We start from the raw sequence: 25,567 nt of genomic DNA on the forward strand, positions 1-25,567 counted from the left end.
TGACTGGCCGCAAAAAAGAACAACAAGGACGAGGTTCCACCATGCTGTCGTATTTCCTACGCCGGATGCTTTTGATCATCCCGACGTTTCTCGGTATCACCCTGCTCGTCTTCACCATAACCCGTTTCGTGCCGGGCGGACCGGTCGAACGCATGCTGCTGCAAGCCCAGGTTTCCCAGAATGAATCCGGCCGTTCCAGCGGCAGCAAGGGGGCGCAGGCCCTCTCAGATGAGCAGATCGAGGAGCTCAAGGCCTTCTATGGTCTCGACAAGCCGATGCTGGTCGCCTACTGGGAGTGGCTGCAGAAGCTGGCGGTGCTGGATCTGGGCGAATCGACCCGCTACTACGAGCCGGTGTGGGATCTCATCAAGGAGCGGCTCCCCGTTACCGCCTTCTTTGGACTGGCGACCTTTCTGCTGAGCTATGCGGTCTCCATTCCGCTGGGGGTGGCCAAGGCGCTCAGGCACAACAGCCGCTTCGACTCGTTAAGCTCCATGCTTATCTACATGGCCTATGCCCTGCCCGCCTACGTGGTGGGGATCTTCCTCATCACCGTCTTCGCCTTCCATCTGGAGTGGCTGCCGATGGGTGGTTTTCCGGGAGACGACTTTGAGTACATGGAGAGCAGCTGGGATCAGATCCGCACTGTCTTTGCCCACGCCCTGCTGCCGCTTATCGCCTACGCCATCGGCGATTTCGCCATCCTCACCATGACCATGAAAAACAGCCTGATGGAGAACCTGTCGGCCGATTATGTGCGTACCGCCGTGGCCAAGGGGTTACCGTTTCGCAAGGCGGTCACCGACCATGCCATGCGCAACAGTCTGATCCCCATCGCCAGTCACCTGGGGTCTGTGCTCACCGTTTTCTTTGGCGGCTCCTTCCTCATCGAGACCATCTTCAACATCGACGGCATCGGCCTGCTCGGTTACGAGGCGATCGTCGAGCGGGATTACCCCACCGTCATGGGCATTCTGGCCATCACCTCCATGCTGATGCTGATTGGCAATATCGTCTCCGATATCTGTGTTGCCCTTGTTGATCCGCGCGTGCGGTTTGGAGACTGACCATGAAGCTCAATCCGGTTACCTTGAAAAAACTCAAGCGCTTCAAGTCGATCAAGCGCGGTTACTACTCCTTCATCATCTTCACCACCCTGGTGCTGCTCTCCCTGCTGGCGGAGCTGCTGGTCAACAGTCGGGCACTGATGGTGAGCTATCAGGGCCAGCTGCACTTCCCCACCTATGGCGATGTGATCCCCGGCCAGCAGTTCGGGCTCGATTACGAGTACGAAACCAACTACCGCCAGCTCAAGGCCAAATTTGCCGCAGAGGGCCAGGGCGACTGGGTGCTGCTGCCGCCGGTGCCCTGGAATCCCTACGAGCAGGATTTCAAGGAGGATGCCTACCCGCCCTACGCCCCCAGCGCGGCTGAGCGCCACTTCCTCGGTACCGACACCAGCGGCCGCGACGTACTGGCGCGGCTGGTTTACGGCTTTCGCATCGCCATCGGCTTTGCCTTTATCGCGCTGGCTGCCAGTTACGCCATCGGGGTAACCATCGGCTGTCTGATGGGCTTTCTCGGCGGCCGCTTCGACCTCATCCTGCAACGCTTTATCGAGATCTGGTCCCAGGTGCCGTTTCTCTACGTCATCATGATCCTGGTGTCGCTGGCCAAGCCCAACTTCGGCCTGTTTGTTGCCATCAACGTGCTGTTCGGCTGGATGGGGATCACCTGGTATATGCGCACCCTCACCTACAAGGAGCGGGCGCGGGACTATGTGATGGCGGCGCGGGCGCAAGGGGCGACCACCGGGCGGATCATCTTCAACCACATCCTGCCCAACACCCTGATGATGATCGTCACCCTGGCGCCGTTCGCCGTGGTGGGCAATATCTCGACCCTGACGGCACTCGACTATCTGGGCTTCGGGCTGGCACCGCCGACCCCGAGCTGGGGGGAACTGCTCTCCCAGGGCATCAACAATCTGGATGCCATCTGGATCGTCAGCTCGGTGGTGGCAGCGGTGAGTCTGGTGCTGATCATGGTCTCCTTTATCGGCGAGGCGATCCGCGAGGCGTTCGATCCGCGCAAATTTACCCGTTACCAATAAGCCAGCCGATGCCAGCGCATCGGCAGGCGTCGGGTAACGAACAGTGATTAATGAAGGACGGGCCGCCGCCATCGGCGGTCCCGAGAGCAAGGGATAATCCCGTGATCAATCAAGACCCCCAGTGCAGGGGCCAGACCTGGAAGTCAAACATGAAAAATAAAATCAAATGGATAGGTGCTCTCTTTGTGCTGGTAAACGGATCCTGGGTCTGGGCGGCCAGCCTGCCCGCGGATCTCAAATGGGAGACCAACGACACGGATCCTGTGTTCGCCTCCCCCAAGGCGCAGCCGGGCGGCAGCCTCAATATGTTTGTGGAGAGCTTTCCGCTGACGTTTCGCACCGTGGGGCCTGACTCCAACGGATCGTTCCGCTCCTTTATTCTCGATAACCAGTTGCGACTCATCAGCTTCCATCCCAATACCGGCAACCCCATTCCCTCGCTGGCGACCCACTGGGCCATCGCGCCAGACAGCCAGACCGTCTACTTCAAGCTGGATCCCCGTGCCAAATGGTCGGATGGCAAGCCGGTCAATGCCGATGACTACACCTTCGGCTACGAGATGATGCGCTCCAAACACATCAAGGGGCCCTGGTTCAACAACTACTACACCACTGAAGTGGTCGCGGTAGAGAAGATCGATGATCACACCATTATGGTCAAAGCGGGCAGCCGCAAGGCCAAGCTGGATCTGCTCAACACCACCGAGCTGTGGCCCCAGCCCAAGCACTACTACAAGCTGACCCCCAACTGGGTGAAGCAGTACAACTGGGCCGTGGTGCCCACCACAGGTCCCTACGTGATCAGCGACGTCAAGAAGGGCAAGTCGGTCACCTTCAGCAAGCAGAAGGATTGGTGGGCAAAAGACGATCGCTACAACCAGCACAGATTCAACATCGACACCATCAAGGTGCAGGTGATCCGCGACCACAACATCGCCTTCCGCCACTTCCTGAAAGGGGAGATCGATACCTTCGAGATGATCCTGCCCAACTGGTGGCATGAAAAAGCGGTCACCCCGGAGTACAAGAAGGGGTACGTGCAGAAGGTGATGGCCATGACCGACACCAAACAGGGCGGTCAGGGAGTTCACCTCAATGTGGCCAACCCCAAACTGGCAGACGTGAACGTGCGCCTCGGCATCCAGCACGCCTTCAACATCGACAAGATGATCGAGACCGTGCTGCGCGGCGACTATGACAGAGCCACCACCTTCGGCTCGGGTTTTGGCGAGTTCACCGACATGACGCTGCCGGAGCGGGCTTATGACATCGGCAAGGCGCGGGAGTACTTTGCCAAAGGCGGCTACAACAAGCCGGGGCCGGACGGCATCCTGCAAAATGAGAAGGGGGAGCGGCTGACGCTGGCACTCACCTACACCAGTCAGGAGCACTCCAAGCGCCTGACCGTGTTGAAAGAGGAGGCCAAGAAAGCGGGTCTCGATCTGGAGCTTAACCTAGTGGATGGCGCCACCGGCTTCAAGGTGATGCTGGAGAAGAAACACGAGGCGGCCTGGCTTGGCTGGGGCGGCGGCGGTCTCTACCCACAATATTGGGAGTCGTTCCACTCCGCCAATGCCAACAAACCGCAGACCAACAACCTGTTCAACGTAGCGGACAAGGAGCTGGACGCACTGATCGACGCCTACAACGTCGAATTCGACATGGCCAAACGGGCCGAGATCTCCCGCCAGATCCAGCAGCGCATCTATGATCTCGCCATCTTCGTGCCCGGGGTGCAGCTCAACTATGTGCGGGCCAGCAGCTGGCGTTATGTGATGCTGCCGGAAGTGCCTGCCACCAGGAACACGCCGGATCTGCTCTACTGGCCGATGGACGGTTATCCTCACAGTAGTGGCGGTCTGCTCTGGCTCGATCCCAAGGTGAAGGAAGAGACCCGCAACGCCAAGGAGGCAGGGGAGGCGCTGGCGCCCATCAACCTGCTCGACAAGACCTATGCACGTCATTGATATTCAGGCCATTGCGAAGGGAGCAGCCGTTATGCCCAACACCCAGGCCCCCATTCTTGACGTACCGGATAACGGGGGGGAGTTCGCCGAGGATAACGGCCAGCACCAGACCCCAATCCTTGAGGTAAGCGATCTCGAGGTGGAGTTCGCCGTCGATGACGGCAAGATCAAGGTGCTCGACGGGGCCAGCTTCAAGGTGGCCCCGGGTCAGACGCTGGGGATCGTCGGCGAGTCCGGCTGTGGCAAGAGCGTTACCTCGCTCGCCATCATGGGGCTCTTGCCCAAACCCCACGGTCAGGTGGTCGCCGGTTCTATCCGCTTTCAGGGGGAGGAGCTGCTGTCGCTTGCGCCGGATCAGATGTACAAGGTGCGCGGCAACCGCATCTCGATGATCTTTCAGGAGCCGATGACGGCCCTCAACCCGGTGCAGACGGTCGGTGAGCAGCTGATGGAGGTGTTTCGTCTCCATCGCCCCGAGTATGACAAGGCCCAGCGTAAAGCCGCGGCCATCGCCATGCTGCAGAAGGTGGGGATCCCGGAACCAGCCCAACGCTTTGCGGTCTATCCCCACAACCTCTCCGGCGGTATGCGCCAGCGGGTGATGATCGCCATGGCGCTCTCCTGCGAGCCAGACTTGCTTATCTGCGACGAGCCGACCACGGCGCTGGATGTTACCATTCAGGCCCAGATCCTCGAACTGATGAAAGAGCTGCAGGCCCAGACCGGGATGGCCATCATCTTTATCACCCACGATCTGGGGGTGGTTGCAGAGCTGTGCGACGAAGTGGTGGTGATGTACGCCGGGCGGGCGGTGGAGCAGGCCGATGTGTTCGAACTGTTTGACCATCCCCGTCACCCCTATACCCACGGCCTGATGAGCTCGATCCCGCGCCTGGAGGATGAGCCCAAGAGCCTGCTCAAGACCATCAAGGGACAGGTGCCAGCCCTGCACGAGATGCCCGCTGGCTGCCGCTTCTCCAACCGCTGCCCCCATGCGACCGATCTCTGCATCAGCGCCATTCCGGCGGTGGAGCAACTCAATCCGCGCCACCATGTCGCCTGTCACTACTGGAAGGAGTTGACCGTATGAGCACTCTGTTATCGGTCAGGGACCTGAAACAGCACTTCCGGCTGGGAGGCGGGTTCCTGCGCAAGCAATATACGGTTCACGCGGTGGATGGCATCAGCTTCGACCTGAAACAGGGGGAGACGCTGGGGCTGGTGGGTGAGTCGGGCTGCGGCAAGTCCACCCTCGGACGCAGCCTGCTCAAACTGTTCGAGCCGACCGCGGGCACCATCACCTTCGAGGGGCGCGACATCACCGCCCTCAGCCCGAAGGAGATGCGCTCCCTGCGTCAGGAGATGCAGATGGTATTTCAGGATCCTGCAGAATCCCTCAACAGCCGCCACACCGTGGGCCAAATTTTGGAGGAGCCCTTTATCATCCACGGTAAAGGCAACACTGAACAGCGCCGCTGCTGGGTGCAGGAGTTGCTGGCAAAAGTGGGCCTGCCGGGCAGTGCGGTGGATCGCTACCCCCACGAGTTTTCCGGCGGTCAGCGCCAGCGGATCGGCATCGCTCGCGCCATCGCCCTCAAGCCCAAGCTGCTGGTGTGCGACGAGGCGGTCTCGGCCCTCGATGTATCGGTGCAGTCGCAGATTGTCAACCTGCTGCTCAGCCTGCAGCGGGAGATGAATCTCTCCATCATCTTCATCGCCCACGATCTGTCGGTGGTCAAACACATCTCGGATCGCATCGCGGTGATGTATCTGGGACGGATCGTCGAACTGGCGGATGCCCAGTCGCTCTATCTGGCGCCACGTCACCCCTATACCCAGGCACTGATCTCCGCCATTCCGGTACCGGACCCGCACAGGCGCAGCCAGCGCATTTTGCTGACCGGCGATGTGCCCTCCCCCATCTCGCCGCCAAGCGGCTGCCACTTCCACCAGCGCTGCCCCCATGCGACCGAGCTGTGCAAAAGCAAGGCGCCAAGGCTTGAGGCGTGTGATGAGTCCCATCATCAGGTGGCCTGTCACACCCCGCTCGCTGTTGGTGGTCACGCCATCAGCGGCAACGCTATAAGCGGCGACAGCAGGCTGGAGCAGGCGAGCTAAGCGAGCTAGGCGCAGCGAACAAACCCCAGGGTAGAAACAGACGAGGCGGCCATCAGGCCGCCTCGTGCTATCGGGTCACGCTTGTCTTATCGGGTCACGGCTGCCGCTTGTCAGGCAATCTGGTAACGGCCCGGCTTGTGGTTGAGTGTCAACACCAGATTACAGATAACCGCCGCCACGATGGAGAGCGCCAGGATCCAGGGCTGCACCACGAAAAACGAGGCAACAACAATGACGCAATCGAGCCCCATCTGCAGCTTGCCCGCCCGGATGCCAAAGCGATCCTGAATAAAGAGCGCCAGAATGTTGAAGCCCCCCAGACTCGACTTGTGACGGAACATGATGAGCAGCCCCATGCCAATCAAGGTACCGCCGATCAGCGCCGCATAGAGAGGCTCTATCTTGCCGATCTGCAACACCCCGTTGAGGTGATCGGTCATGTAGGAGACCGCCGCCACCGAGACAAAGGTGTTGAAGGTAAAACGTGGCCCCATCCGCAGCCATGCCAATGCATAGAAGGGCAGGTTGATGCCGAAAAACAGCAGGCCGAAGCTGATACCGGTCACCTTTTGCAGCAGCAGCGCCAGCCCGGCAGTACCGCCAGTGAGCAGGCCAACCTGATGAAACAGAAAGATGCCGAGGGAAACAAAGCCGGCCGCCGTCAGCAGGGCCAGCACATCCTCATAAATAGGATGGGCAGTGCGAATCGAGGTGTTGTCCATAACCTGTATCCAAGCGAAGTAAAGAGAGAGTGTCTGTCGCCTGCCGTTGCGGGCAGGCTGCGAGCCCTGTCCACAGGGCTTCGTTATGGGGTCCAGTCTATTTTTTGTGAAAAGGATCACAACAGTCAGGCTGAACGCCCCATTCTGGTGCCTGTCATCTGGCATTGACACCCGCTGCACCAAGATGCAGCATGCCGCGGTTTAAGCGCGCTATCACTCCATTCACAGCACGAGGCACTTTTCATGAAGGTCACCATTTTTGGCACAGGCTATGTCGGGCTGGTGCAGGCCGCCGTTCTGGCCGAGGTGGGCCATCAGGTCTGCTGCGTGGATGTGGATGACGAGCGGATCGCCGCCCTCAGGCAGGGGCAGATCCCCTTCTATGAGCCGGGGCTGGCCCCGCTGGTCGAGAGCCATCTGGCCAGCGGCCGCTTGAGCTTCACGGTCGATCCCGCCATTGGCGTGGCACACGCCGACCTGCTGCTGATCGCCGTGGGTACCCCGGCTGACGAGGATGGCTCGGCCGATCTGCAACATGTGCTGGCGGTGGCCGACACCATAGGCCGACTGATGAGCAGCCCCAAGCTGGTGGTGACCAAGAGCACTGTGCCGGTCGGCACGGCGCAGCAAGTAAGAGAACATATTGAGCTACAGTTGGCCGAACGTGGGCTAACCCTCACCTGCGAGGTGGCGGCCAACCCCGAGTTTCTCAAGGAGGGAGCGGCGATCAACGACTGCATGCGGCCAGATCGCATCATCATCGGCTGTGACAGCGAGCGGGCGCTTGAGCAGTTGCGCACCCTCTACGCCCCCTTCAACCGCAATCACGACCGGATCGTGGTGATGGATCTGCGCAGCGCCGAGCTCACCAAATACGCCGCCAACGCCATGCTGGCCACCAAGATCTCCTTTATGAACGAGATGGCAGCCCTCGCCGAGCAGCTGGGGGCCGATATCGAGGCGGTGCGCCAGGGGATGGGGGCCGATCCCCGCATCGGTTACCACTTTATCTACCCGGGCTGCGGCTACGGCGGCTCCTGCTTCCCCAAAGATATCAAGTCGTTGCGTCATACCGCGGCGAGTGTCGGCTGCGACGCCCCGCTGCTGACGGCGGTCGAGCAGGTCAACCTGCGCCAGCAACAGAAGATGGCGCAAACCCTGCTGACCCGCTTCGGCCCGGATCTGCGTGGCCACACCTTTGCCCTGTGGGGACTGGCGTTCAAACCCGGCACCGACGATATGCGCGATGCGCCGAGCCGCCCGCTTCTGGCCGCTATCTGGGCTGCCGGTGGCCGGGTGCAGGCCTTTGATCCCAAGGCGATGGAGCGTGCCCGCCAGATCTACGGCCAGCGGCCGGATCTGCTGCTCTGCCCGACTCAGGAAGCGGCACTGGAAGGGGCCGATGCCCTGCTGATCTGCACCGAGTGGCAGGCGTTTCGTGCCCCCGATTTCCAGCAGCTGAAAGCGCTGCTCAACCAGCCCGTCATCATCGATGGCCGCAACCTCTATGATCCGCGCCAGCTCAGCGAGCTCGGGTTTGACTATCACGCCATCGGGCGGCCACATCTTCCCGCCAAAAAGCAGCCTGCCAACACCAGTTGTAACCCGGAGACCCAACCATGACGTATCTGGTCACCGGCGTCGCCGGTTTTATCGGTTTTCATGTAGCCAGCCAGCTGTGCGCCGCAGGTCATCGGGTGGTGGGGATCGACAACCTCAACAACTACTACGAGGTGAGTCTGAAAGAGGCGCGGCTGGCCCAGCTGGCCAGTTTCCCCCATTTTCACTTCGAGCGGCTGGATCTGGCGGATCGCGAAGCGATGGCGGCTCTCTTTGCCAGCAACCGTTTCGAACGGGTGATCCATCTGGGGGCGCAGGCGGGGGTGCGTTACTCTATCGACAATCCGTTCGCCTATGCCGACAGCAACCTCACCGGCATGCTGACGGTGCTGGAGGGGTGTCGTCACCACGGGATTCAGCACCTCATCTACGCCTCCTCCAGCTCGGTCTATGGCATGGGGGATCAGATGCCCTACTCCACTGCGCAGCAGGTGGATCACCCGGTCTCCCTCTACGCCGCCACCAAGAAGAGTGGCGAGCTGATGGCCCACGCCTACTCGGCGCTCTATGGCCTGCCCACCACAGGGCTGCGCTTCTTTACCGTCTACGGCCCCTGGGGCCGCCCCGACATGGCCATCATCAAGTTCACCCGCGCCATCCTCGCGGGAGAGCCTATCGACGTCTATAACCACGGCGATCTCAGCCGCGACTTCACCTACATAGATGACATCGTCACGGGGATCCTCGCCGTGGCCGACCAGCCGCCCCGCCCCAATTCCGATTGGCACGCCAGCGAGCAGAGCGCGGCCGAGAGCGCAGCCCCCTACCGCATCCTCAATATCGGCAACGGCCAGCCGGTGCGGCTGCTCGATTTTATCGAGGCGCTGGAAGAGGCCATCGGCAAGCCCGCCATCAAGCGGATGCTGCCGATGCAGGCAGGTGACATGCACGCCACCTGGGCCGACAGCGAGCCGCTGCACACCCTCACCGGCCTGCGCCCCGCCACGCCTCTCAAGCAAGGTGTTGCCGAGTTTGTCCGCTGGTATCTCGACTACTACCGGCCCGCCCGTTGATGAGAGCGGGCTGCCCCTCGGTCATTGATGAGTTAATCAGATACCACAGATGCCCCGCGGGTTTTAGGATGGCTGAACGCACTGTCTGCGCACCATAGCGAGGATTTGAGATGCAATCACAGGAACAGGGTCTGATCGATGGACTGTTCGACCGCCTCAAGCAAGCGCAAGCCAGGGATAGCAAGCGAGACCCACAAGCGGATCAGCTGATCCGCCAGCATCTGGCCCAGCAGCCCGATGCCCCCTACTACATGGCCCAGGCGCTGCTAATTCAGCAGGCTGCCCTTACTCGCCTCAACGAGCGGGTCAAGGAGCTGGAAGCCAGCCAGAGCGCCCCAAGTGGTGGCAGTTTTCTCTCCGGCCTGTTTGTTAGCGAAAGCAGCCCTCCTCCGCGCTTTACGCCGCCACCGGCATCCGCGCCAGCCCAGTCAGCATCCCGTACCAGCTCCTTTTGGGCGGCGCCCTGCAAACCGCCGCCGGTGTGGCCGGTGGCGTGATGCTGGCCGATATGATCGGCGGACTGTTTCACAGCAACCGGCCCGAGGAGATCATCGACATCATAGAGCCAGCGCCCATTGCCAATCCGGTCGATGCAGAACCGGTACGCTGGGACGGCTGGGATTCACCTCCCGATGATGGCAGCAGTTTTCTCGACGACGATAGCCAGAGTGGCGGCTGGACCGACAGTGACGATAACAACGGCGGTTTCTTCTGACCGTCAAACCATTACTGGCCCCGCATGTGGCGGGGCCCAACTCGATACGAACCCCATGACTATGGAAAGTGTGATGACACCACGGATCGGCAGCGGCATGACGCGATATACTCAGCGCGCTTCGTGCCACCCGGGAACAAATCCCGACCCCAGGCGCTCTGTCCGTGGCCACGCAACCCCCCCATGACGACAAGGAGCCACCCATGATCCGAACCCTGCTTTTGACCGGTGCCGCCATTGCGGCCTATGCCCTGACCCAGAGTCACTCTCTGCTTCCCCTGCTCAGCCTGCTGGCCCTGCTTTCGCTCTGGGTTGTCAGCGAAATTGGCAGCTTCTATCGCACGCTTCCTCCCGCCGTGCTGGATGAGCAGGAGTATCACCACGACTTCTAACCGGATGAAAAATGGTGTGAAACGGTCGAGATACCGTTAGTTCCATACCGTTTTGCTCTCTGAAACCAACCGGCTATAACAACAGGATCCACTGGGTTCATGGCGATAGCAGCCATGTTCCTCTATATCTTCTGTACTCAAACAGGAGATAACCCATGAGGCACATCAGCGAAAACGGACTGTTTTTGCTGCTTTTTTTGTCGTTGTTACTGGCAGGTACGCCGCGGGCGATGGCACAAGGCAGGGATTTCAGACAGGCCCCCAAGGCGCTAACGGCGATCAAGCAGGGTCAAGTGGCCCAGCAACACGGCAATCTGCAAAAAGCCATCGCCCTCTACTGTGTCGCCGCCAGCACCGGCAATCCCGAAGGTTATTTCCGGATCGGCCGCCTGCTCGCCACCGGCCCAGCCTCGGTGCGCAGCGCCAGGCTGGCCAACAGTTATCTCGCCATGGCTATGCGCCTGGGTAACCAACAGGCCGCCCGTTACTACAACGCCCGCATCGGCAATGCCCCTATGGGGGAGCGGTGTGGCATCGGGATCCGTGGCGGTCAGGGGGGCTATCTGGCGCAGCTCCCCTCCACCCCCTTCAATGTCGACTCCTGGGTTGCGCGCCAGCCCCCCGCCAAGCAAAAACTGGTCACCATGCTGCGCAACGCCGCCAAACACCATCAGGTGGATGCCCGGCTGGTGCTGGCGATTGCCATCGCCGAATCCAACCTCAACAGCCGCGCCGTTTCACCCAAGAATGCCCAAGGGCTGATGCAGCTGATCCCCGAAACTCAGCAACGGTTCGGGGTGACCCGTCCATTCGATCCGGCCCAGAACATCAAGGGCGGCGTCACCTATCTCAAGTGGCTGGATCGCCGCTTCGATGGCGACTGGGTGCTGATCTCGGCGGCCTACAATGCCGGGGAAAAAGCGGTGGAACGCTATGGCGGGATCCCACCCTATGACGAAACACAGGAGTATGTAAAACGGGTGCTCTACTTCGCTGGCCACAAGCAGCCCTGAGGCCATTCATCAGCATGTCCGTTACTGACAAAACACGCACCAACATTGCGCAACCGTTTTCCTTTCGGTAGGATCCGGCGCTTTCTCGCCAGCCCTACAGGTATCCCATGAATATCATCAAACGCTGTTCGCGCCTGCTCACCCTCTTTGCCCTCCTCTCCTCCAGCGTGATGGCGGCCACCCCGGCCCCCATCCTGATCCAGGGGGCGATGGACGTCGAAGTCGAAACTCTCGTTGCCGCACTGAAAGACAAGACGGAGCTGACTGTGGGGGCCTGGACATACTGGCAGGGTACTATCTCGGACTATCCGGTGGTCATCTCCCGCACCGAGGTGGGTCTGGCCAATGCCGCTGCCGCCACCACGTTGGCGATTGAGCGTTTCAAGCCGCGTCTCATCATCAATCAGGGTACGGCAGGAGGCCATGATCCGGCACTGCACCGGGGCGATATCGTTATCGGCACCAAGAGCTTCAACATGGGAGCCTATCGCAGTGACCTGATGCCCGCCGAGCAAGGCGTCGATCCGAGCAAATGGCACAACTTCGAGGTCACCATGCGTCTGCGCGATAACGGCAAGCTGGTGGAGCACAGCTCGTTCGCTGGCGATCCCGAGCTGATTGGCCGCGCCCTCGGTATGGCCGATCGCTATCGCCACGGCCGAGTAGTAGGCGGCATCATTGGCACCGCCGATGAGTGGAACCGACAGGTAGCGCGCATCAACTGGCTGCATCAGACCTACCAGACCGCCGCGGAAGAGATGGAAACCTCCTCCGCCGCCCTAGTGGCTGAGGCCTACAAGGTACCCTTTGTCGGCATCCGGGTACTCTCCAATACCGATCTCCACGGTGAAGAGTTTGACCCGCAGACTGCCATCCACTGCCAGCAATTTGTCATTGATTACGCAAACGCGCTGATCAACAGTTTCCACAAGGCATAAGGCCCTATAAGAGGCCGTCATGACAGGCGGCCTATCTTCCCCCCCCCATCTTTGCCCCCCCTTGCCCATTGGTTTACAATCGACGGGTTTTTTGGAACCCGGTTGACCTGTGTCGACCTGGCCCCACCACGACATCAGTCTGTTAATGCCAAGACATTAACCTGCTGAAAAGGAAGAGAATTAGCCAATGGCTCAATTTATTTACACCATGAACCGGGTCGGCAAGGTAGTGCCGCCCAAGCGTCATATTCTCAAGAACATCTCCTTGAGCTTCTTCCCGGGCGCCAAGATTGGCGTGCTGGGTCTGAACGGCGCCGGTAAATCGACCTTGCTGCGCATCATGGCGGGCATCGACACCGAGATCGAAGGGGAAGCCCGTCCGCAGCCCGGTATCAAGATTGGCTACCTGCCGCAGGAGCCGAAGCTGGAGCCGGAGCAGACCGTACGCGAAGCGGTCGAAGAGGCCGTTGGCGAGGTGAAGCGCGCCATGGCCCGTCTGGACGAAGTCTATGCGGCCTACGCCGACCCGGATGCCGACTTTGACAAGCTGGCCCGCGAACAGGGCGAGCTGGAAGCTATCATCCAGGCCCAGGGCGGCCACAACATGGAAAACCAGCTGGAGCGTGCGGCCGATGCCCTGCGCCTGCCGGCCTGGGATGCCAAGATCAAGCACCTCTCCGGTGGTGAGCGCCGCCGTGTGGCACTCTGCCGTCTGCTGCTGGAAAAGCCGGACATGCTGCTGCTGGACGAACCGACCAACCACCTGGATGCGGAATCCGTGGCCTGGCTGGAGCGCTTCCTGCACGACTACGAAGGCACTGTAGTGGCCATCACCCACGACCGTTACTTCCTCGACAACGTGGCAGGCTGGATCCTGGAGCTGGACCGCGGCGAAGGTATCCCGTGGGAAGGCAACTACTCCTCCTGGCTGGAGCAGAAGGATGCCCGTCTGGCGCAGGAAGCAAGTTCCGAAGCGGCCCGTCGCAAGTCCATCGAGAAAGAGCTGGAGTGGGTTCGTCAAAACCCGAAAGGCCGTCAGGCCAAGTCCAAGGCCCGTATGGCTCGCTTCGAAGAGCTCAACACCAACGACTACCAGAAGCGCAACGAGACCAACGAGCTGTTCATTCCGCCCGGACCGCGCCTCGGCGACAAGGTGGTTGAAGTGGCCAACCTGCGCAAATCCTACGGTGATCGGGTGCTGATCGACGATCTGTCGTTTGCCATTCCGAAAGGGGCCATCGTCGGCATCATCGGTCCTAACGGTGCCGGTAAGTCGACCCTGTTCCGCATGATGTCGGGTCAGGAGCAGCCGGACTCCGGCGCCATCACCCTGGGTGAAACCGTGGTGCTGGCCTCTGTCGATCAGTTCCGCGACAGCATGGATGACAAGAAGACGGTCTTCGAAGAGGTCGCGGACGGTCAGGATATCCTGCGCATCGGAAACTACGAGTTCCCGAGCCGCGCCTATATCGGCCGCTTCAACTTCAAGGGTTCCGACCAGCAGAAGCGGGTTGGCGAGCTCTCCGGTGGTGAACGTGGTCGTCTGCATCTGGCCAAGCTGCTGCAGACCGGCGGCAACGTGCTGCTGCTGGATGAACCGACCAACGATCTGGACATCGAAACCCTGCGCGCCCTCGAGAACGCCCTGCTGGAGTTCCCGGGTTGTGCCATGGTCATCTCCCACGACCGCTGGTTCCTCGACCGTATCGCCACTCACATCCTCGACTATCAGGATGAGGGCAAGATCGAGTTCTTCGAAGGTAACTTTACCGAATACGAAGAGTGGAAGAAGAAGACCTACGGCGCCGAGGCGATCCAGCCCCATCGCGCCAAGTACAAGCGCATCGCCAAATAAGGCTGACTGCGTGTTGAGGGGAGCTTCGGCTCCCCTTTCTGTTGCCTTTTGACTTACAATCCTAGACGGATGCCTTTGCATGGATGTAGCACGATGACGACCCCCATAGAGAAAAAACTCACCATCCAGATCCGGGTTGAACCGGGGTGCCTCGGGCCGGATGGCAAGGAGCACATAGAGACCTTCTGTGCTGCTGCCGCCAAGATTTTTGCCGCCGTGGAGCCCGAGCTGGTGAGCTGGGTGCTGATCCCCCGCTACGACAAGCAACTGCCTGAGCAGGAGTTCTTTATCGAGGGACGCAAGCTGACCGAAGAGCAGGCAAGCCTCTTTCTGCGCCGCTTCGGCCGTGAACTGGGTGAAGTGCAAGACCGGCTCGACTCGGTACTGGCCCAGCTGGTCGAGCGCTACTTCAAGACCCTTTAAGCCCCCAATTTTCGATAAAAGGTTCTCTGCTGAGAACCTTTTTTCACGCTCAAGAAGCAAACGTTTGAATTTTTACTCTATTCATTGATCTGCTTCGCAGATCCGGGGTTTGTAAACGGCGACGCCTGTGTAAAAATGTGCGCGCTGTCACGGTATCAGGACGAGTCTGGTTACTTAACCGCCAGAAACAGGGCAATTTACCCCGCATGGATGGGATAGCCCGTTCCCCTGCTGCTTATTTCACGTCACCTATTGGAATCCAACATGAATCAACAACACCAAGCTGCCAATCAGGCTGCCGGGCAAGGATTGCTTGAGCGCCTGTTTGCCCTGCAAGGCCATGGCACTACCGCCCGCACCGAAGTGATCGCCGGTATCACCACCTTCCTGACCATGGTCTACATCGTGTTCGTCAACCCGCAGATCCTCTCTGCGGCGGGCATGGACACCCAGGCCGTGTTCGTCACCACCTGCCTCATCGCCGGTATCGGCAGCATCCTGATGGGCCTGTTGGCCAACCTGCCGATAGCGCTGGCCCCCGCCATGGGTCTCAACGCCTTCTTCGCCTTCGTGGTCGTCGCGGGTATGGGCTACTCCTGGCAAGTGGGCATGGGCACCATCTTCTGGGGCGCCATGGGTCTGTTGATCCTTACCCTGCTGCGGGTGCGCTATTGGCTGATCGGCAACATCCCGCTCACCCTGCGGGTCGGCATCACCGCCGGTATCGGTCTGCTGATCGCCCTGCTCGGCCTGCACAACGCCGGGATCGTGGTCGCCAGCCCCGCGACTATGGTGACCGTGGGCAACCTCACCTCCCTGCCCTGCCTGCTGGGTCTGCTCGGTTTCTTCCTGATCTGCATCTTCTCCGCCCGCGGCGTCCACTCCGCCGTGCTGATCGCCATCGTGGTCACTACCGGTCTGGGCTGGCTGTTTGGCGATGTCACCTTCAAGGGCTTTGTCTCCATGCCCCCCAGCATCGAGCCGGTGTTCGGCCAACTGGATCTGATGGGATCGCTCGATATCAGCCTCGCCGGGATCATCTTCTCCTTTATGCTGGTCAACCTGTTCGACTCTTCCGGCACCCTGATCGGTGTCACCAACCGCGCCAAGCTGGCCGATGACAAGGGCCACTTCCCGCGCATGAAACAGGCGCTGATGGTGGATAGCGTGAGCTCCGTCGGCGGCGCTTTCATGGGCACCTCCTCGGTCACCGCCTTTATCGAGAGCAGCTCCGGCGTCGCCGTTGGCGGCCGTACCGGTCTGACCGCCATCGTGGTCGGCCTGCTGTTCCTGCTGGCTATCTTCTTCTCTCCGGTCGCCGCCATGGTGCCGGCCTATGCCGCTGCTGGCGCCCTTATCTATGTGGGCGTGCTGATGTGCTCCGAGCTGACCCGGGTGAAGTGGGAAGATCTGACCGAAGCGGTACCGGCCTTTATGACCGCGGTGATGATGCCGTTCAGCTTCTCCATCACCGAGGGGATCGCCGTGGGCTTTATCTCCTACTGCGTGATGAAGGCAGGCACCGGCCGCTGGCGCGAAATCAACCCCTGCGTGCTGGTGGTAGCCCTGCTGTTCGTGCTCAAGTTCGTCTGGGTCGATAGCCACTGATAATGACCAGCGCAATCCGATGGGCTCCCGACAGGGAGCCCATTTTTATTTGCCGGATCATGCTTCTCGCCCCTGCGCTGTGACGCGGGGGCCTGACAGTGCTAGATTGGCAGCCACCATTTTGAACCGGCAGCGTTGTTAACCTCGTGTCGTTAACCCGCTGTCGTGAACCACAAGGACGGCAACCGTGGCCCAGCACTCTCCCTCTTTCTCCGCCTTCTCCCCCCTGCTGCAAGAACAGGCCGAGCGCCAATGGCAGCGACTGGTCGAGCTGGCCCCCGACTATGGCTCGCTGCCCGAGCCCGTTCGCCAGACCCTGCTGACCCTGCTCGGCCTCTCCGATTTTGTCGCCGACTCCCTCTTCAAACAGCCCGAGTTGCTGACCGAACTGCTCGCCTCCGGAGAACTGGATCAGGCCGAACGCTGGCCCGCCTACCAGCGCGATCTGACCGCCCTGCTCGCCGAGGTAAGCGATGAAGAGGCGCTCAAGCGTATCCTGCGCCAGTTCCGCCGCAGCCGCATGCTGGTGATCGCCTGGCGCGAGCTGCTGGGCCATGCGGCGGTGGAAGAGAGCTTTATCCACCTCACCAAACTGGCGGATGCCCTCATCTGCTCCGCTCGCGACTGGCTCTACGCCAAACAGTGCAGCGAGCTGGGCACCCCGATGGATGGCAACGGTAATCCGCAACCGCTACTGATCCTCGGCATGGGTAAGCTCGGGGGCGGCGAGCTCAACTTCTCCTCGGATATCGACCTTATCTTCACCTTCCCCGAGAACGGCTACACGGTTGGCGGGCGACGCGAGCTCGCCAACCAGCAATTCTTCATCAAGCTGGGCCAGCGCATCATCAACGCCCTCCACCAGCCCACGCAGGATGGTCAGGTGTTCCGGGTCGATATGCGACTGCGCCCCTTTGGCGATGCGGGGCCGCTCGCCATCTCCTTCGCCGCCATGGAGGATTACTACCAGCATCACGGCCGCAACTGGGAGCGCTACGCCATGGTCAAGGCGCGGGTACTGGGGCCCCAGTGCGAGCACGCTGTGGAGCTCGCCGAAATGCTGCGCCCCTTTGTGTTTCGCCGCTATATCGACTTTGGCGTCATCGACGGCCTGCGCCAGATGAAAGCGATGATCGCTGCCGAGGTGCGCCGCAAGGGGCTGGAGGGCAACATCAAGCTGGGGGCTGGCGGCATCCGTGAAGTGGAGTTTATCGCCCAGGCGCTGCAACTTATTCGCGGCGGCCGTGAACCGGCACTGCGGGTGCGTCACCTGCCGGAGGCGCTGGCCGCCATCGCCCAGTGCGGCGCCCTCGAGGCAGAGCATTGCGACCGCTTGCTGGTGGCGTACCGCTTCCTGCGTCGGATCGAAAACATCCTGCAGGAGATCGGCGATCAGCAGACCCAGACCCTGCCCACCGAGGAGCGGGATCGCCAGCGGCTGATCGCTGCTCTAGGTTTTGGCGACTGGGACGCCTTTATGGCTCATCTCGATGAGGAGATGGCCGCCGTCCATCAGGAGTTCGCCGCCGTGGTGGGGGAAGAGAAGGAGGCCCCCGCCAATCTGGAGCAGCTCTGGCTCGATCTCTGGCGCACCGAGCTCGACGCCGCCGAGCTGGAGCAACTGCTGACCGCGCAGGGGGTGGCCGAGCCCTCCCCGCTCTGCGCCGCTCTGCTGCGTTTCAAGGAGGAGTACAAGCGCCGTCAGGTGGGGCCGCAGGGGCGCATCGCGCTGGACTGGCTGATGCCGGAGCTGCTGCGGCTGGTGGTCGCCAGCGAGCAACCCGCCCGCCTGTTCGAACGGGTGTGCGAGTTGCTGACCCGTATCTTCACCCGCAGCGCCTATCTGCAGCTGCTGGCGGAAAACCCGGGCGCCCTGCGCCAGCTGGTGCGGCTGTGTGACGCCAGCCATCTGGTGAGCGAGCAGCTGGCCCGCTACCCCATCCTGCTGGACGAGCTGCTCGATCCCCAGCACCTCTATCACCCCACCCCGCTCGATCAGTACAAGCCCCAGCTGCGCCAGTTCCTGCTGCGCATCCCCGAAGAGGACGTGGAGCAGCAGATGGAGGCGCTGCGCCAGTTCAAGCAGGTGCAACTGCTGCGTATCGTGGCGGCCGACATCGCCGGCGCCCTGCCGCTGATGAAGGTGAGCGACCACCTCACCTGGCTGGCGGAGGCGATCACCGAAGAGGTGGTCAATCAGGCTTGGTCCCAGATGAGCGAGCGCTACGGGGTGCCACCCGAGGTGGCGGTGAGCGGCCAGCGCGGCTTTGCGGTGGTGGCCTACGGCAAGCTGGGTGGCATCGAGCTCGGCTACGGCTCGGATCTCGATCTGGTGTTCCTGCACGGCGGCGATCCCAACAGCTACACAGATGGCCGCAAGCCCATCGATAGCCGCCAGTTCTACCTGCGCCTTGCCCAGCGGATCCTGCACCTGTTCAGCACCCGCACCCCCTCCGGCATTCTCTACGAGATCGATATGCGGCTGCGCCCCTCCGGCGACTCCGGCCTGCTGGTCTCGTCGCTGTCGGCCTACGAGCTGTATCAGCAAAGCGAGGCCTGGACCTGGGAACATCAGGCGCTGGTGCGGGCCCGTCCCATCTATGGCGATGAGGCGGTGATCGCCGAGTTTGCCCGCATCCGCCGCGCCGTGCTGGCCAAGGAGCGCGACCTGCCGACCCTGGCCCGCGAGGTGCGCGAGATGCGCCACAAGATGCGGGATCACCTGCTGAAAGCGGGGGCTGGCGAGTTCGACCTCAAGCAGTCCCCCGGCGGCATGGTAGATATCGAGTTTATCGCCCAGTATCTGGTGCTGGCCCACGCCTGCGGCGAGCCCGATGCCCTCACACGCTGGTCCGATAACGTACGCATCTTCGACGAGTGCGTCCTGGCAGGGGTGCTGACCCTGGAGCAGGCAGAGGGGCTGAAACAGGCCTATCTGGAGATCCGCAACCTCGGCCATCGCCTCAACCTCTCGGAGATCTCCCGCAAGGTGAGCGACGATCAGCTGCAGAGTGAGCGCAGCCATGTCCTCGGCGTCTGGCAAACCCTGCTGGGGGAGTAATTCCCGCCTGCGGTAATGAAAAAGGGCCCGCCTGAAGCAATTCAGGCGGGCCCTTCCCTATAGAGTTGCCAGGCCAATGCCTAGTCCGATACGACACTCACAGAACGGTCTCCACAATAAGAAAGAGCCCGCACGGGGCGGGCTCTGCATGGGGATAAAACGAAAGGCTGGGGCTATTTGAACAATCCCTTGAGCAGCTGGTCAGCCACACCTTTGACGGCTTCATTGTCGGCCTTGTCCCCCAGCAGCTTCTTGAGGCCGCGTTCGGCCTCCTTGCGCGCCTTATCCTCCAGCAGCTTGTTGTTGCTAAGCAGCGCCTTCACATCGAGCTGGTAGCTGGGGGCTTGCCAGTGACCGCCGATCCGCACCGGAATGGTGATCTCCTTCAGCTCATCCACATCCTTGCCCCCCTGCCCCTTGCTGCTCTCGACAATGGAGGTGAGGAACAGGAAGTCGAGGCTCTCCAGCACCAGCGCCGTCTGCCCCTCGCCCTTGACCCGCAAGGCGGGGGCAAAGAGCTGGATGTCGTTGCTACGGGCGATGCCGTCGGCAATCTGGAAGCTGGCGGTGAGGGCGCTGAAGTCGGTCTTGCGCGCCTCCTTCACCTGCTCGGCCCCCTTGCCGGTGAGGGTGGCCCGCGCCTCGCGGATCATTTCCGCTAGGTTGATGCCGTGCAGGGCGCCGTCGCTCAGCTTCAAGGTCACCTTGCCCTGCATTCCGTTGCGCAGTGCCAGAGGGGAGAGACCACGCCCCTGCACCTGCACATCGAGATCGCCCTTACCCTCCAGCAGATCGCTCTGGGCCAGAGTCTGCAGCAAGGGACGAATGTTCACTCCGGCCACCTGCTTGTGCACCTTGTAGGTGGCGGGTTGCTGGCGTGCGTCGAGAACCCCTTTCGCGCTTACCTGACCGCCCGCCACGGTCGCGCTGAACTGTTTGAGCGTCAGCAGTCCCTTGGCCAAAACCACCTGCAGATCGACAGTACCGAGATCCAGCCCTTTCAGGCGCAGGCTACCGAGTTGCAACCGACCATCCAGATCCACACCTTTGAGCGCGCCCAGATCCGGTTCAACCGCGGAAAGGGCTTCGCTCTTGCCGGTTGCTTCTTTATCGCCAGTTGCAGCGGTATTGGAAGCACCGACCGTTGGTTTGTCCTCTCTCGCCTGCGCTGGTGTGGTCGGTGCCGATCTGGCGAGCCATTTGTCGAGATCCAGCTTCTCCCCCTTGAGATCGAAGCTGATCGAGGGAACAGCGCCAAGCTGCACGGTTCCATCACCACTCAGCAGCGCCTCATCAGCACTCATCACCAGCTTGCTCAGGGTAATCAACTGCTTGTCGAGCTCGGCACGGGCAAACCCGGCCAGTTTCAGCTTCATCTGCGGGCGCGGCAGCGCATCACCTTCCAGCGCAGCCGTCAGCAGCACATCGGAGAGCTCGGCAAGCTTCATCTCTTTATCGAGCCGTCCCTTGAGCGTTCCTTCCAGCGAACCAGCCAGTGAAGCTTGCTGCCCCTCACCCTTGGCTCCTTTCAGCGCCAACGTGAGGTTGCTCCACTCACCAAGGGCCAGTCGGTCTCCCTTGATGGAGAAACTGTCGAGTCGCAGAGACGGGTCACTCAGGCTGCCGCTGAGGCTCAGATCTTTCAGCTCACTCGCCATCACCTCCTGCGCCAGCTTGATCTGGGTCTGCCCTTTAACGTCGAAAGCGAGCTTGTCGGCACTCCCCTTGGCGGCCAGCGTCACGGGTACCCACTGACCGGTGGCCAGTTGCCCCATATCGAGATCGAGGCGATCCAGTCGCAGCGACGTGCCGCTGCGATCATCCTGCACCAGCGCACTGGCCTGGGAGAGCGCGACACCCTGCAAGCTGATCTGCCAGGGCTTGCTATCAGCGGTTGGCGCTGGGGTTGCGGGGACGACCGGTTCGCTTGCATCAGCAGTGGCATCTTTGAGCAGTCCGCTCAGATTGGAGCTGCCATCCGCCTTGGTCTGGATAAAGAGATTGGCGCCACTCAGGGTCACCTTGCCGATCTCCAGACGATGGGAGAGCAGCGGCAACAGGGCCACCGAGGCCTCGCCCTGCTCGAAACGAACCAGATCCGGCTCGGCAAAACCGGCCGGATTGCGCAGAGCGACCTTCTCCAGCGAGAGCCCGAGACTCGGCCAGAAACGCCAGTCAATCTCCCCCGCCATCACCAGCTCCCGACCCGTGCTCTTGCGCACCTGTTCAGCCAGTTGGGGCTTGAATTGATTGGGGTCGATAAGGCTTATCAACGTCACTATGGCCAGCAAGGCTGCCACGGCGATGCCGAGCAAGATGAGAACTATCTTCTTCACGATATGCTCCTTGAATCCGGATCCACTGCTGACTATACCACTCACCGTCTGACGAATGGCGTCTGCGGGACAAAAGTGGACAAGGATGAGACAAGGATGGTCGCTGCCAATCCCCATCGTCATCAGCAGGGATCAGGCTTGCAAAGAGGATTGCTGCAGCCGCGCCACCGCGGTGCGCGTCGATTCGAAAGCAAAGCGGGGCAAGGGAATATCGCTGATCTTCAGCCACTGACAGGCGGCCACATCGTCAGCCGGCTGGATGAACGGTTTTTCACTCAGCTTGATAGCGAAAAAGGTGTCACAGGTGTGATAGGTGATGCCATCGTAGAGATAGATATTGGGAAAGGAACCGAGATAGGTACAAGGATGAGCGCTGACATCGAGCCCCAGCTCCTCCTGCAACTCGCGCACCAGTGCCTCCTCCAGCGACTCGCCGGGATCGACAAATCCGCCCGGCAGATCCAGCAACCCCTTGCCCGGATTGCGGGCACGCACCGCAACCAGCACCTCATCCTGCCAGCAAAGCGCCACCATCACCGCCGTCGCCACATTCTGGAAAAAATGAAAACCGCAGCCACAGAGAAACTCTTTAGGGCTGACGCTCTGCAAGGTTTGACCACCGCATTTTGGACAAAACATGGGCTATCTCCGACGAAATAAAGCACCATTTTACGCTGTTGTGACCGTTTTTTATGAGTAAAACCGACGGGGAAGACTAGGCATTCAAAGGGAGAGGAATAAAACGGGACAATTATCAGGCGATTTGCTAATTTTCAGGCAATAAAAAACCCCGCTCGATGAGCGGGGTTTCTTGTATTGGGTGCCTGGCAGTGTCCTACTCTCGCATGGCGAATGCCACACTACCATCGGCGCTACCGCGTTTCACTTCTGAGTTCGGCATGGGATCAGGTGGTTCCACGGCGCTATGGCCGCCAGGCAAATTCTTCAATCTGTGAAAGCTGACGTGAGTAGTGATGTTGCGCTTGGCTTGTCACTATCACTGAATTTGAGTAGTTCGTTCTATTTGCTACAAGCCTTAGAACACTTCTTGGGTGTTGTATGGTTAAGCCTCACGGGTAATTAGTATGGGTTAGCTCAACACGTCGCCGCGCTTACACACCCCACCTATCAACGTTGTGGTCTCCAACGGCCCTTTAGGACCCTCAAGGGGTCAGGGATGACTCATCTCAGGGCTCGCTTCCCGCTTAGATGCTTTCAGCGGTTATCGATTCCGAACTTAGCTACCGGGCAGTGCCACTGGCGTGACAACCCGAACACCAGAGGTTCGTTCACTCCGGTCCTCTCGTACTAGGAGCAACTCCCTTCAATCATCCAACGCCCACGGCAGATAGGGACCGAACTGTCTCACGACGTTCTGAACCCAGCTCGCGTACCACTTTAAATGGCGAACAGCCATACCCTTGGGACCGACTTCAGCCCCAGGATGTGATGAGCCGACATCGAGGTGCCAAACACCGCCGTCGATATGAACTCTTGGGCGGTATCAGCCTGTTATCCCCGGAGTACCTTTTATCCGTTGAGCGATGGCCCTTCCATTCAGAACCACCGGATCACTATGACCTACTTTCGTACCTGCTCGACCTGTCCGTCTCGCAGTTAAGCTGGCTTATGCCATTGCACTAACCTCCTGATGTCCGACCAGGATTAGCCAACCTTCGTGCTCCTCCGTTACTCTTTGGGAGGAGACCGCCCCAGTCAAACTACCCACCAGGCACTGTCCGCGAGCCCGATTCAGGGCCCTGCGTTAGAACATCAAACATACAAGGGTGGTATTTCAAGGACGGCTCCAGCGCAACTGGCGTCACGCCTTCAAAGCCTCCCACCTATCCTACACATGTAGGTTCAATGTTCAGTGCCAAGCTGTAGTAAAGGTTCACGGGGTCTTTCCGTCTAGCCGCGGGTACACCGCATCTTCACGGCGAATTCGATTTCACTGAGTCTCGGGTGGAGACAGCATGGCCATGGTTACACCATTCGTGCAGGTCGGAACTTACCCGACAAGGAATTTCGCTACCTTAGGACCGTTATAGTTACGGCCGCCGTTTACCGGGGCTTCGATCAAGAGCTTCGCTTGCGCTAACCCCATCAATTAACCTTCCGGCACCGGGCAGGTGTCACACCCTATACGTCCACTTTCGTGTTTGCAGAGTGCTGTGTTTTTGATAAACAGTCCCAGCCATCTGGTCACTGCGACTCCCGACAGCTCCATCCGCAAGGGACTTCACCATCAAGAGCGAACCTTCTCCCGAAGTTACGGTTCTATTTTGCCTAGTTCCTTCACCCGAGTTCTCTCAAGCGCCTTGGTATTCTCTACCCGACCACCTGTGTCGGTTTGGGGTACGATGACTTGTAATCTGAAGCTTAGAGGCTTTTCCTGGAAGCAGGGCATCAATGGCTTCCGCACCGTAGTGCGTTCGTCTCGTGTCTCAGCGTTGTGTCTGCGGATTTGCCTACAAACACCACCTACGCACTTTCACCAGGACAACCGTCGCCTGGCCCACCTAGCCTTCTCCGTCCCCCCATCGCAATTACAAGTCGTGCAGGAATATTAACCTGCTTCCCATCGACTACGCCTTTCGGCCTCGCCTTAGGGGTCGACTCACCCTGCCCCGATTAACGTTGGACAGGAACCCTTGGTCTTCCGGCGAGGAGGCTTTTCACCCCCTTTATCGTTACTTACGTCAGCATTCGCACTTCTGATATCTCCAGCATACCTCTCGATACACCTTCGCAGACTTACAGAACGCTCCCCTACCACTCACGCTTAGCGTGAATCCGCGGCTTCGGTGCCTGGTTTGAGCCCCGTTACATCTTCCGCGCAGGCCGACTCGACTAGTGAGCTATTACGCTTTCTTTAAATGATGGCTGCTTCTAAGCCAACATCCTAGCTGTCTGAGCCTTCCCACATCGTTTCCCACTTAACCAGAACTTTGGGACCTTAGCCGGCGGTCTGGGTTGTTTCCCTCTTCACGACGGACGTTAGCACCCGCCGTGTGTCTCCCGGATATTACTTACTGGTATTCGGAGTTTGCATGGGGTTGGTAAGTCGGGATGACCCCCTAGCCCAAACAGTGCTCTACCCCCAGTAGTATTCGTCCGAGGCGCTACCTAAATAGCTTTCGGGGAGAACCAGCTATCTCCGAGTTTGATTGGCCTTTCACCCCCAGCCACAGGTCATCCCCTAACTTTGCAACGTTAGTGGGTTCGGTCCTCCAGTTGATGTTACTCAACCTTCAACCTGCCCATGGCTAGATCACCCGGTTTCGGGTCTACACCTTGCAACTAGACGCCCAGTTAAGACTCGGTTTCCCTACGGCTCCCCTATACGGTTAACCTCGCTACAAAATGTAAGTCGCTGACCCATTATACAAAAGGTACGCAGTCACCCCGAAGGGCTCCCACTGCTTGTACGTACACGGTTTCAGGTTCTATTTCACTCCCCTCACAGGGGTTCTTTTCGCCTTTCCCTCACGGTACTGGTTCACTATCGGTCAGTCAGGAGTATTTAGCCTTGGAGGATGGTCCCCCCATATTCAGACAGGATGTCACGTGTCCCGCCCTACTCGATTTCACATCAAGGTTGTTTTCGTGTACGGGGCTATCACCCTGTATCGCCGGCCTTTCCAGGACCGTTCCACTAACTTCCAAGATG

General features: G+C 60.2%; 19 protein-coding genes and 2 rRNA genes (1 of these 21 running past the window's edge). 16 read left to right on the plus strand and 5 right to left on the minus strand.

Annotated elements, in window-relative coordinates:
• The first annotated feature begins 41 nt into the window (after positions 1 to 41).
• From ACTG2G_RS06865 to ACTG2G_RS06885, 5 genes are all read left to right on the plus strand, one after another.
• The gene (locus tag ACTG2G_RS06865) at positions 42 to 1,067 is read left to right on the plus strand and encodes an ABC transporter permease subunit (protein ID WP_031227629.1); all 1,026 of its coding nucleotides are present in this window, start codon (positions 42 to 44) and stop codon (positions 1,065 to 1,067) included.
• A 2-nt stretch (positions 1,068 to 1,069) separates the two neighbouring features.
• Positions 1,070 to 2,113: an ABC transporter permease gene (locus tag ACTG2G_RS06870; RefSeq protein WP_013724081.1), complete on the plus strand. Its 1,044-nt coding sequence runs from the start codon at positions 1,070 to 1,072 to the stop codon at positions 2,111 to 2,113.
• A gap of 149 nt (positions 2,114 to 2,262) precedes the next feature.
• The gene (locus ACTG2G_RS06875; RefSeq protein WP_439985304.1) at positions 2,263 to 4,080 is read left to right on the plus strand and encodes an extracellular solute-binding protein; all 1,818 of its coding nucleotides are present in this window, start codon (positions 2,263 to 2,265) and stop codon (positions 4,078 to 4,080) included.
• A gap of 31 nt (positions 4,081 to 4,111) precedes the next feature.
• Complete coding sequence (locus tag ACTG2G_RS06880; protein ID WP_439985305.1) at positions 4,112 to 5,170, plus strand: ABC transporter ATP-binding protein; 1,059 nt, start codon at positions 4,112 to 4,114, stop codon at positions 5,168 to 5,170.
• Positions 5,167 to 6,198 (plus strand): ABC transporter ATP-binding protein, encoded by a 1,032-nt coding sequence (locus ACTG2G_RS06885; RefSeq protein WP_421387260.1) that lies wholly within the window; start codon positions 5,167 to 5,169, stop codon positions 6,196 to 6,198. Before ACTG2G_RS06880 ends, ACTG2G_RS06885 begins: the two co-directional genes overlap by 4 nt.
• Positions 6,199 to 6,308: 110 nt before the next feature.
• Here the strand turns inward: ACTG2G_RS06885 and ACTG2G_RS06890 are convergent, their stop codons facing one another.
• Entirely contained in the window at positions 6,309 to 6,920 is a 612-nt protein-coding gene (locus ACTG2G_RS06890; protein ID WP_005358385.1) for a YitT family protein, read from the minus strand.
• A gap of 243 nt (positions 6,921 to 7,163) precedes the next feature.
• Here ACTG2G_RS06890 and ACTG2G_RS06895 point away from each other — a divergent pair, with 243 nt between their 5' ends.
• The 11 genes from ACTG2G_RS06895 (at position 7,164) to glnE (ending at position 19,558) form a co-directional block, all read left to right on the plus strand.
• On the plus strand, positions 7,164 to 8,543 hold the full coding sequence (locus tag ACTG2G_RS06895) for a UDP-glucose dehydrogenase family protein (protein ID WP_236296048.1): 1,380 nt from the start codon (positions 7,164 to 7,166) through the stop codon (positions 8,541 to 8,543).
• Positions 8,540 to 9,553: an NAD-dependent epimerase gene (locus ACTG2G_RS06900; RefSeq protein ID WP_421311300.1), complete on the plus strand. Its 1,014-nt coding sequence runs from the start codon at positions 8,540 to 8,542 to the stop codon at positions 9,551 to 9,553. The genes ACTG2G_RS06895 and ACTG2G_RS06900 overlap by 4 nt, the downstream gene beginning before the upstream one ends.
• Before the next feature lie 110 nt (positions 9,554 to 9,663).
• Positions 9,664 to 10,050, plus strand: a complete 387-nt coding sequence (locus ACTG2G_RS06905) for a DUF2076 domain-containing protein (protein ID WP_439985306.1) — start codon at positions 9,664 to 9,666, stop codon at positions 10,048 to 10,050.
• Entirely contained in the window at positions 10,050 to 10,268 is a 219-nt protein-coding gene (locus tag ACTG2G_RS06910) for a hypothetical protein (RefSeq protein ID WP_439985307.1), read from the plus strand. The genes ACTG2G_RS06905 and ACTG2G_RS06910 overlap by 1 nt, the downstream gene beginning before the upstream one ends.
• Before the next feature lie 203 nt (positions 10,269 to 10,471).
• Positions 10,472 to 10,660, plus strand: a complete 189-nt coding sequence (locus ACTG2G_RS06915) for a hypothetical protein (protein WP_042054915.1) — start codon at positions 10,472 to 10,474, stop codon at positions 10,658 to 10,660.
• Positions 10,661 to 10,815: 155 nt separating this feature from the next.
• On the plus strand, positions 10,816 to 11,673 hold the full coding sequence (locus tag ACTG2G_RS06920; RefSeq protein ID WP_421387265.1) for a lytic transglycosylase domain-containing protein: 858 nt from the start codon (positions 10,816 to 10,818) through the stop codon (positions 11,671 to 11,673).
• 107 nt (positions 11,674 to 11,780) lie between these two features.
• Positions 11,781 to 12,611 (plus strand): phosphorylase family protein, encoded by an 831-nt coding sequence (locus tag ACTG2G_RS06925; protein WP_216951989.1) that lies wholly within the window; start codon positions 11,781 to 11,783, stop codon positions 12,609 to 12,611.
• Positions 12,612 to 12,798: 187 nt separating this feature from the next.
• The gene (gene ettA, locus ACTG2G_RS06930) at positions 12,799 to 14,466 is read left to right on the plus strand and encodes an energy-dependent translational throttle protein EttA (protein ID WP_005338959.1); all 1,668 of its coding nucleotides are present in this window, start codon (positions 12,799 to 12,801) and stop codon (positions 14,464 to 14,466) included.
• Between the two features lie 93 nt (positions 14,467 to 14,559).
• The gene (locus tag ACTG2G_RS06935; protein WP_005343410.1) at positions 14,560 to 14,889 is read left to right on the plus strand and encodes a hypothetical protein; all 330 of its coding nucleotides are present in this window, start codon (positions 14,560 to 14,562) and stop codon (positions 14,887 to 14,889) included.
• Between the two features lie 264 nt (positions 14,890 to 15,153).
• Entirely contained in the window at positions 15,154 to 16,497 is a 1,344-nt protein-coding gene (locus ACTG2G_RS06940; protein WP_005343409.1) for an NCS2 family permease, read from the plus strand.
• Positions 16,498 to 16,684: 187 nt separating this feature from the next.
• Complete coding sequence (glnE, locus tag ACTG2G_RS06945; protein WP_421387269.1) at positions 16,685 to 19,558, plus strand: bifunctional [glutamate--ammonia ligase]-adenylyl-L-tyrosine phosphorylase/[glutamate--ammonia-ligase] adenylyltransferase; 2,874 nt, start codon at positions 16,685 to 16,687, stop codon at positions 19,556 to 19,558.
• Between the two features lie 173 nt (positions 19,559 to 19,731).
• Here the strand turns inward: glnE and ACTG2G_RS06950 are convergent, their stop codons facing one another.
• The 4 genes from ACTG2G_RS06950 to ACTG2G_RS06965 form a co-directional block, all read right to left on the minus strand.
• A complete protein-coding gene (locus ACTG2G_RS06950) occupies positions 19,732 to 21,894 on the minus strand; it encodes an AsmA family protein (protein ID WP_421250022.1) in 2,163 nt (720 codons plus the stop codon).
• A 132-nt stretch (positions 21,895 to 22,026) separates the two neighbouring features.
• A complete protein-coding gene (locus ACTG2G_RS06955; protein ID WP_227341338.1) occupies positions 22,027 to 22,533 on the minus strand; it encodes an NUDIX domain-containing protein in 507 nt (168 codons plus the stop codon).
• Positions 22,534 to 22,716: 183 nt separating this feature from the next.
• Positions 22,717 to 22,831, minus strand: a 5S ribosomal RNA gene (gene rrf, locus ACTG2G_RS06960).
• Between the two features lie 122 nt (positions 22,832 to 22,953).
• A 23S ribosomal RNA gene (locus tag ACTG2G_RS06965) occupies positions 22,954 to 25,567 on the minus strand (it continues 275 nt past the right edge of the window).

Source organism: Aeromonas sp. 55A (assembly GCF_051919665.1).
In the GTDB taxonomy this organism is placed as follows: Bacteria; Pseudomonadota; Gammaproteobacteria; order Enterobacterales; family Aeromonadaceae; genus Aeromonas; species Aeromonas veronii.

What these genes read in the sequence shown, in the direction of transcription:
- ACTG2G_RS06865 (WP_031227629.1), top strand. Translation starts at nt 42, where the DNA reads ATGCTGTCGTATTTCCTACGCCGGATGCTTTTGATCATCCCGACGTTT.
- ACTG2G_RS06870 (WP_013724081.1), top strand. Translation starts at nt 1,070, where the DNA reads ATGAAGCTCAATCCGGTTACCTTGAAAAAACTCAAGCGCTTCAAGTCG.
- ACTG2G_RS06875 (WP_439985304.1), top strand. Translation starts at nt 2,263, where the DNA reads ATGAAAAATAAAATCAAATGGATAGGTGCTCTCTTTGTGCTGGTAAAC.
- ACTG2G_RS06880 (WP_439985305.1), top strand. Translation starts at nt 4,112, where the DNA reads ATGCCCAACACCCAGGCCCCCATTCTTGACGTACCGGATAACGGGGGG.
- ACTG2G_RS06885 (WP_421387260.1), top strand. Translation starts at nt 5,167, where the DNA reads ATGAGCACTCTGTTATCGGTCAGGGACCTGAAACAGCACTTCCGGCTG.
- ACTG2G_RS06890 (WP_005358385.1), bottom strand. Translation starts at nt 6,920, where the DNA reads ATGGACAACACCTCGATTCGCACTGCCCATCCTATTTATGAGGATGTG.
- ACTG2G_RS06895 (WP_236296048.1), top strand. Translation starts at nt 7,164, where the DNA reads ATGAAGGTCACCATTTTTGGCACAGGCTATGTCGGGCTGGTGCAGGCC.
- ACTG2G_RS06900 (WP_421311300.1), top strand. Translation starts at nt 8,540, where the DNA reads ATGACGTATCTGGTCACCGGCGTCGCCGGTTTTATCGGTTTTCATGTA.
- ACTG2G_RS06905 (WP_439985306.1), top strand. Translation starts at nt 9,664, where the DNA reads ATGCAATCACAGGAACAGGGTCTGATCGATGGACTGTTCGACCGCCTC.
- ACTG2G_RS06910 (WP_439985307.1), top strand. Translation starts at nt 10,050, where the DNA reads ATGCTGGCCGATATGATCGGCGGACTGTTTCACAGCAACCGGCCCGAG.
- ACTG2G_RS06915 (WP_042054915.1), top strand. Translation starts at nt 10,472, where the DNA reads ATGATCCGAACCCTGCTTTTGACCGGTGCCGCCATTGCGGCCTATGCC.
- ACTG2G_RS06920 (WP_421387265.1), top strand. Translation starts at nt 10,816, where the DNA reads ATGAGGCACATCAGCGAAAACGGACTGTTTTTGCTGCTTTTTTTGTCG.
- ACTG2G_RS06925 (WP_216951989.1), top strand. Translation starts at nt 11,781, where the DNA reads ATGAATATCATCAAACGCTGTTCGCGCCTGCTCACCCTCTTTGCCCTC.
- ettA (WP_005338959.1), top strand. Translation starts at nt 12,799, where the DNA reads ATGGCTCAATTTATTTACACCATGAACCGGGTCGGCAAGGTAGTGCCG.
- ACTG2G_RS06935 (WP_005343410.1), top strand. Translation starts at nt 14,560, where the DNA reads ATGACGACCCCCATAGAGAAAAAACTCACCATCCAGATCCGGGTTGAA.
- ACTG2G_RS06940 (WP_005343409.1), top strand. Translation starts at nt 15,154, where the DNA reads ATGAATCAACAACACCAAGCTGCCAATCAGGCTGCCGGGCAAGGATTG.
- ACTG2G_RS06955 (WP_227341338.1), bottom strand. Translation starts at nt 22,533, where the DNA reads ATGTTTTGTCCAAAATGCGGTGGTCAAACCTTGCAGAGCGTCAGCCCT.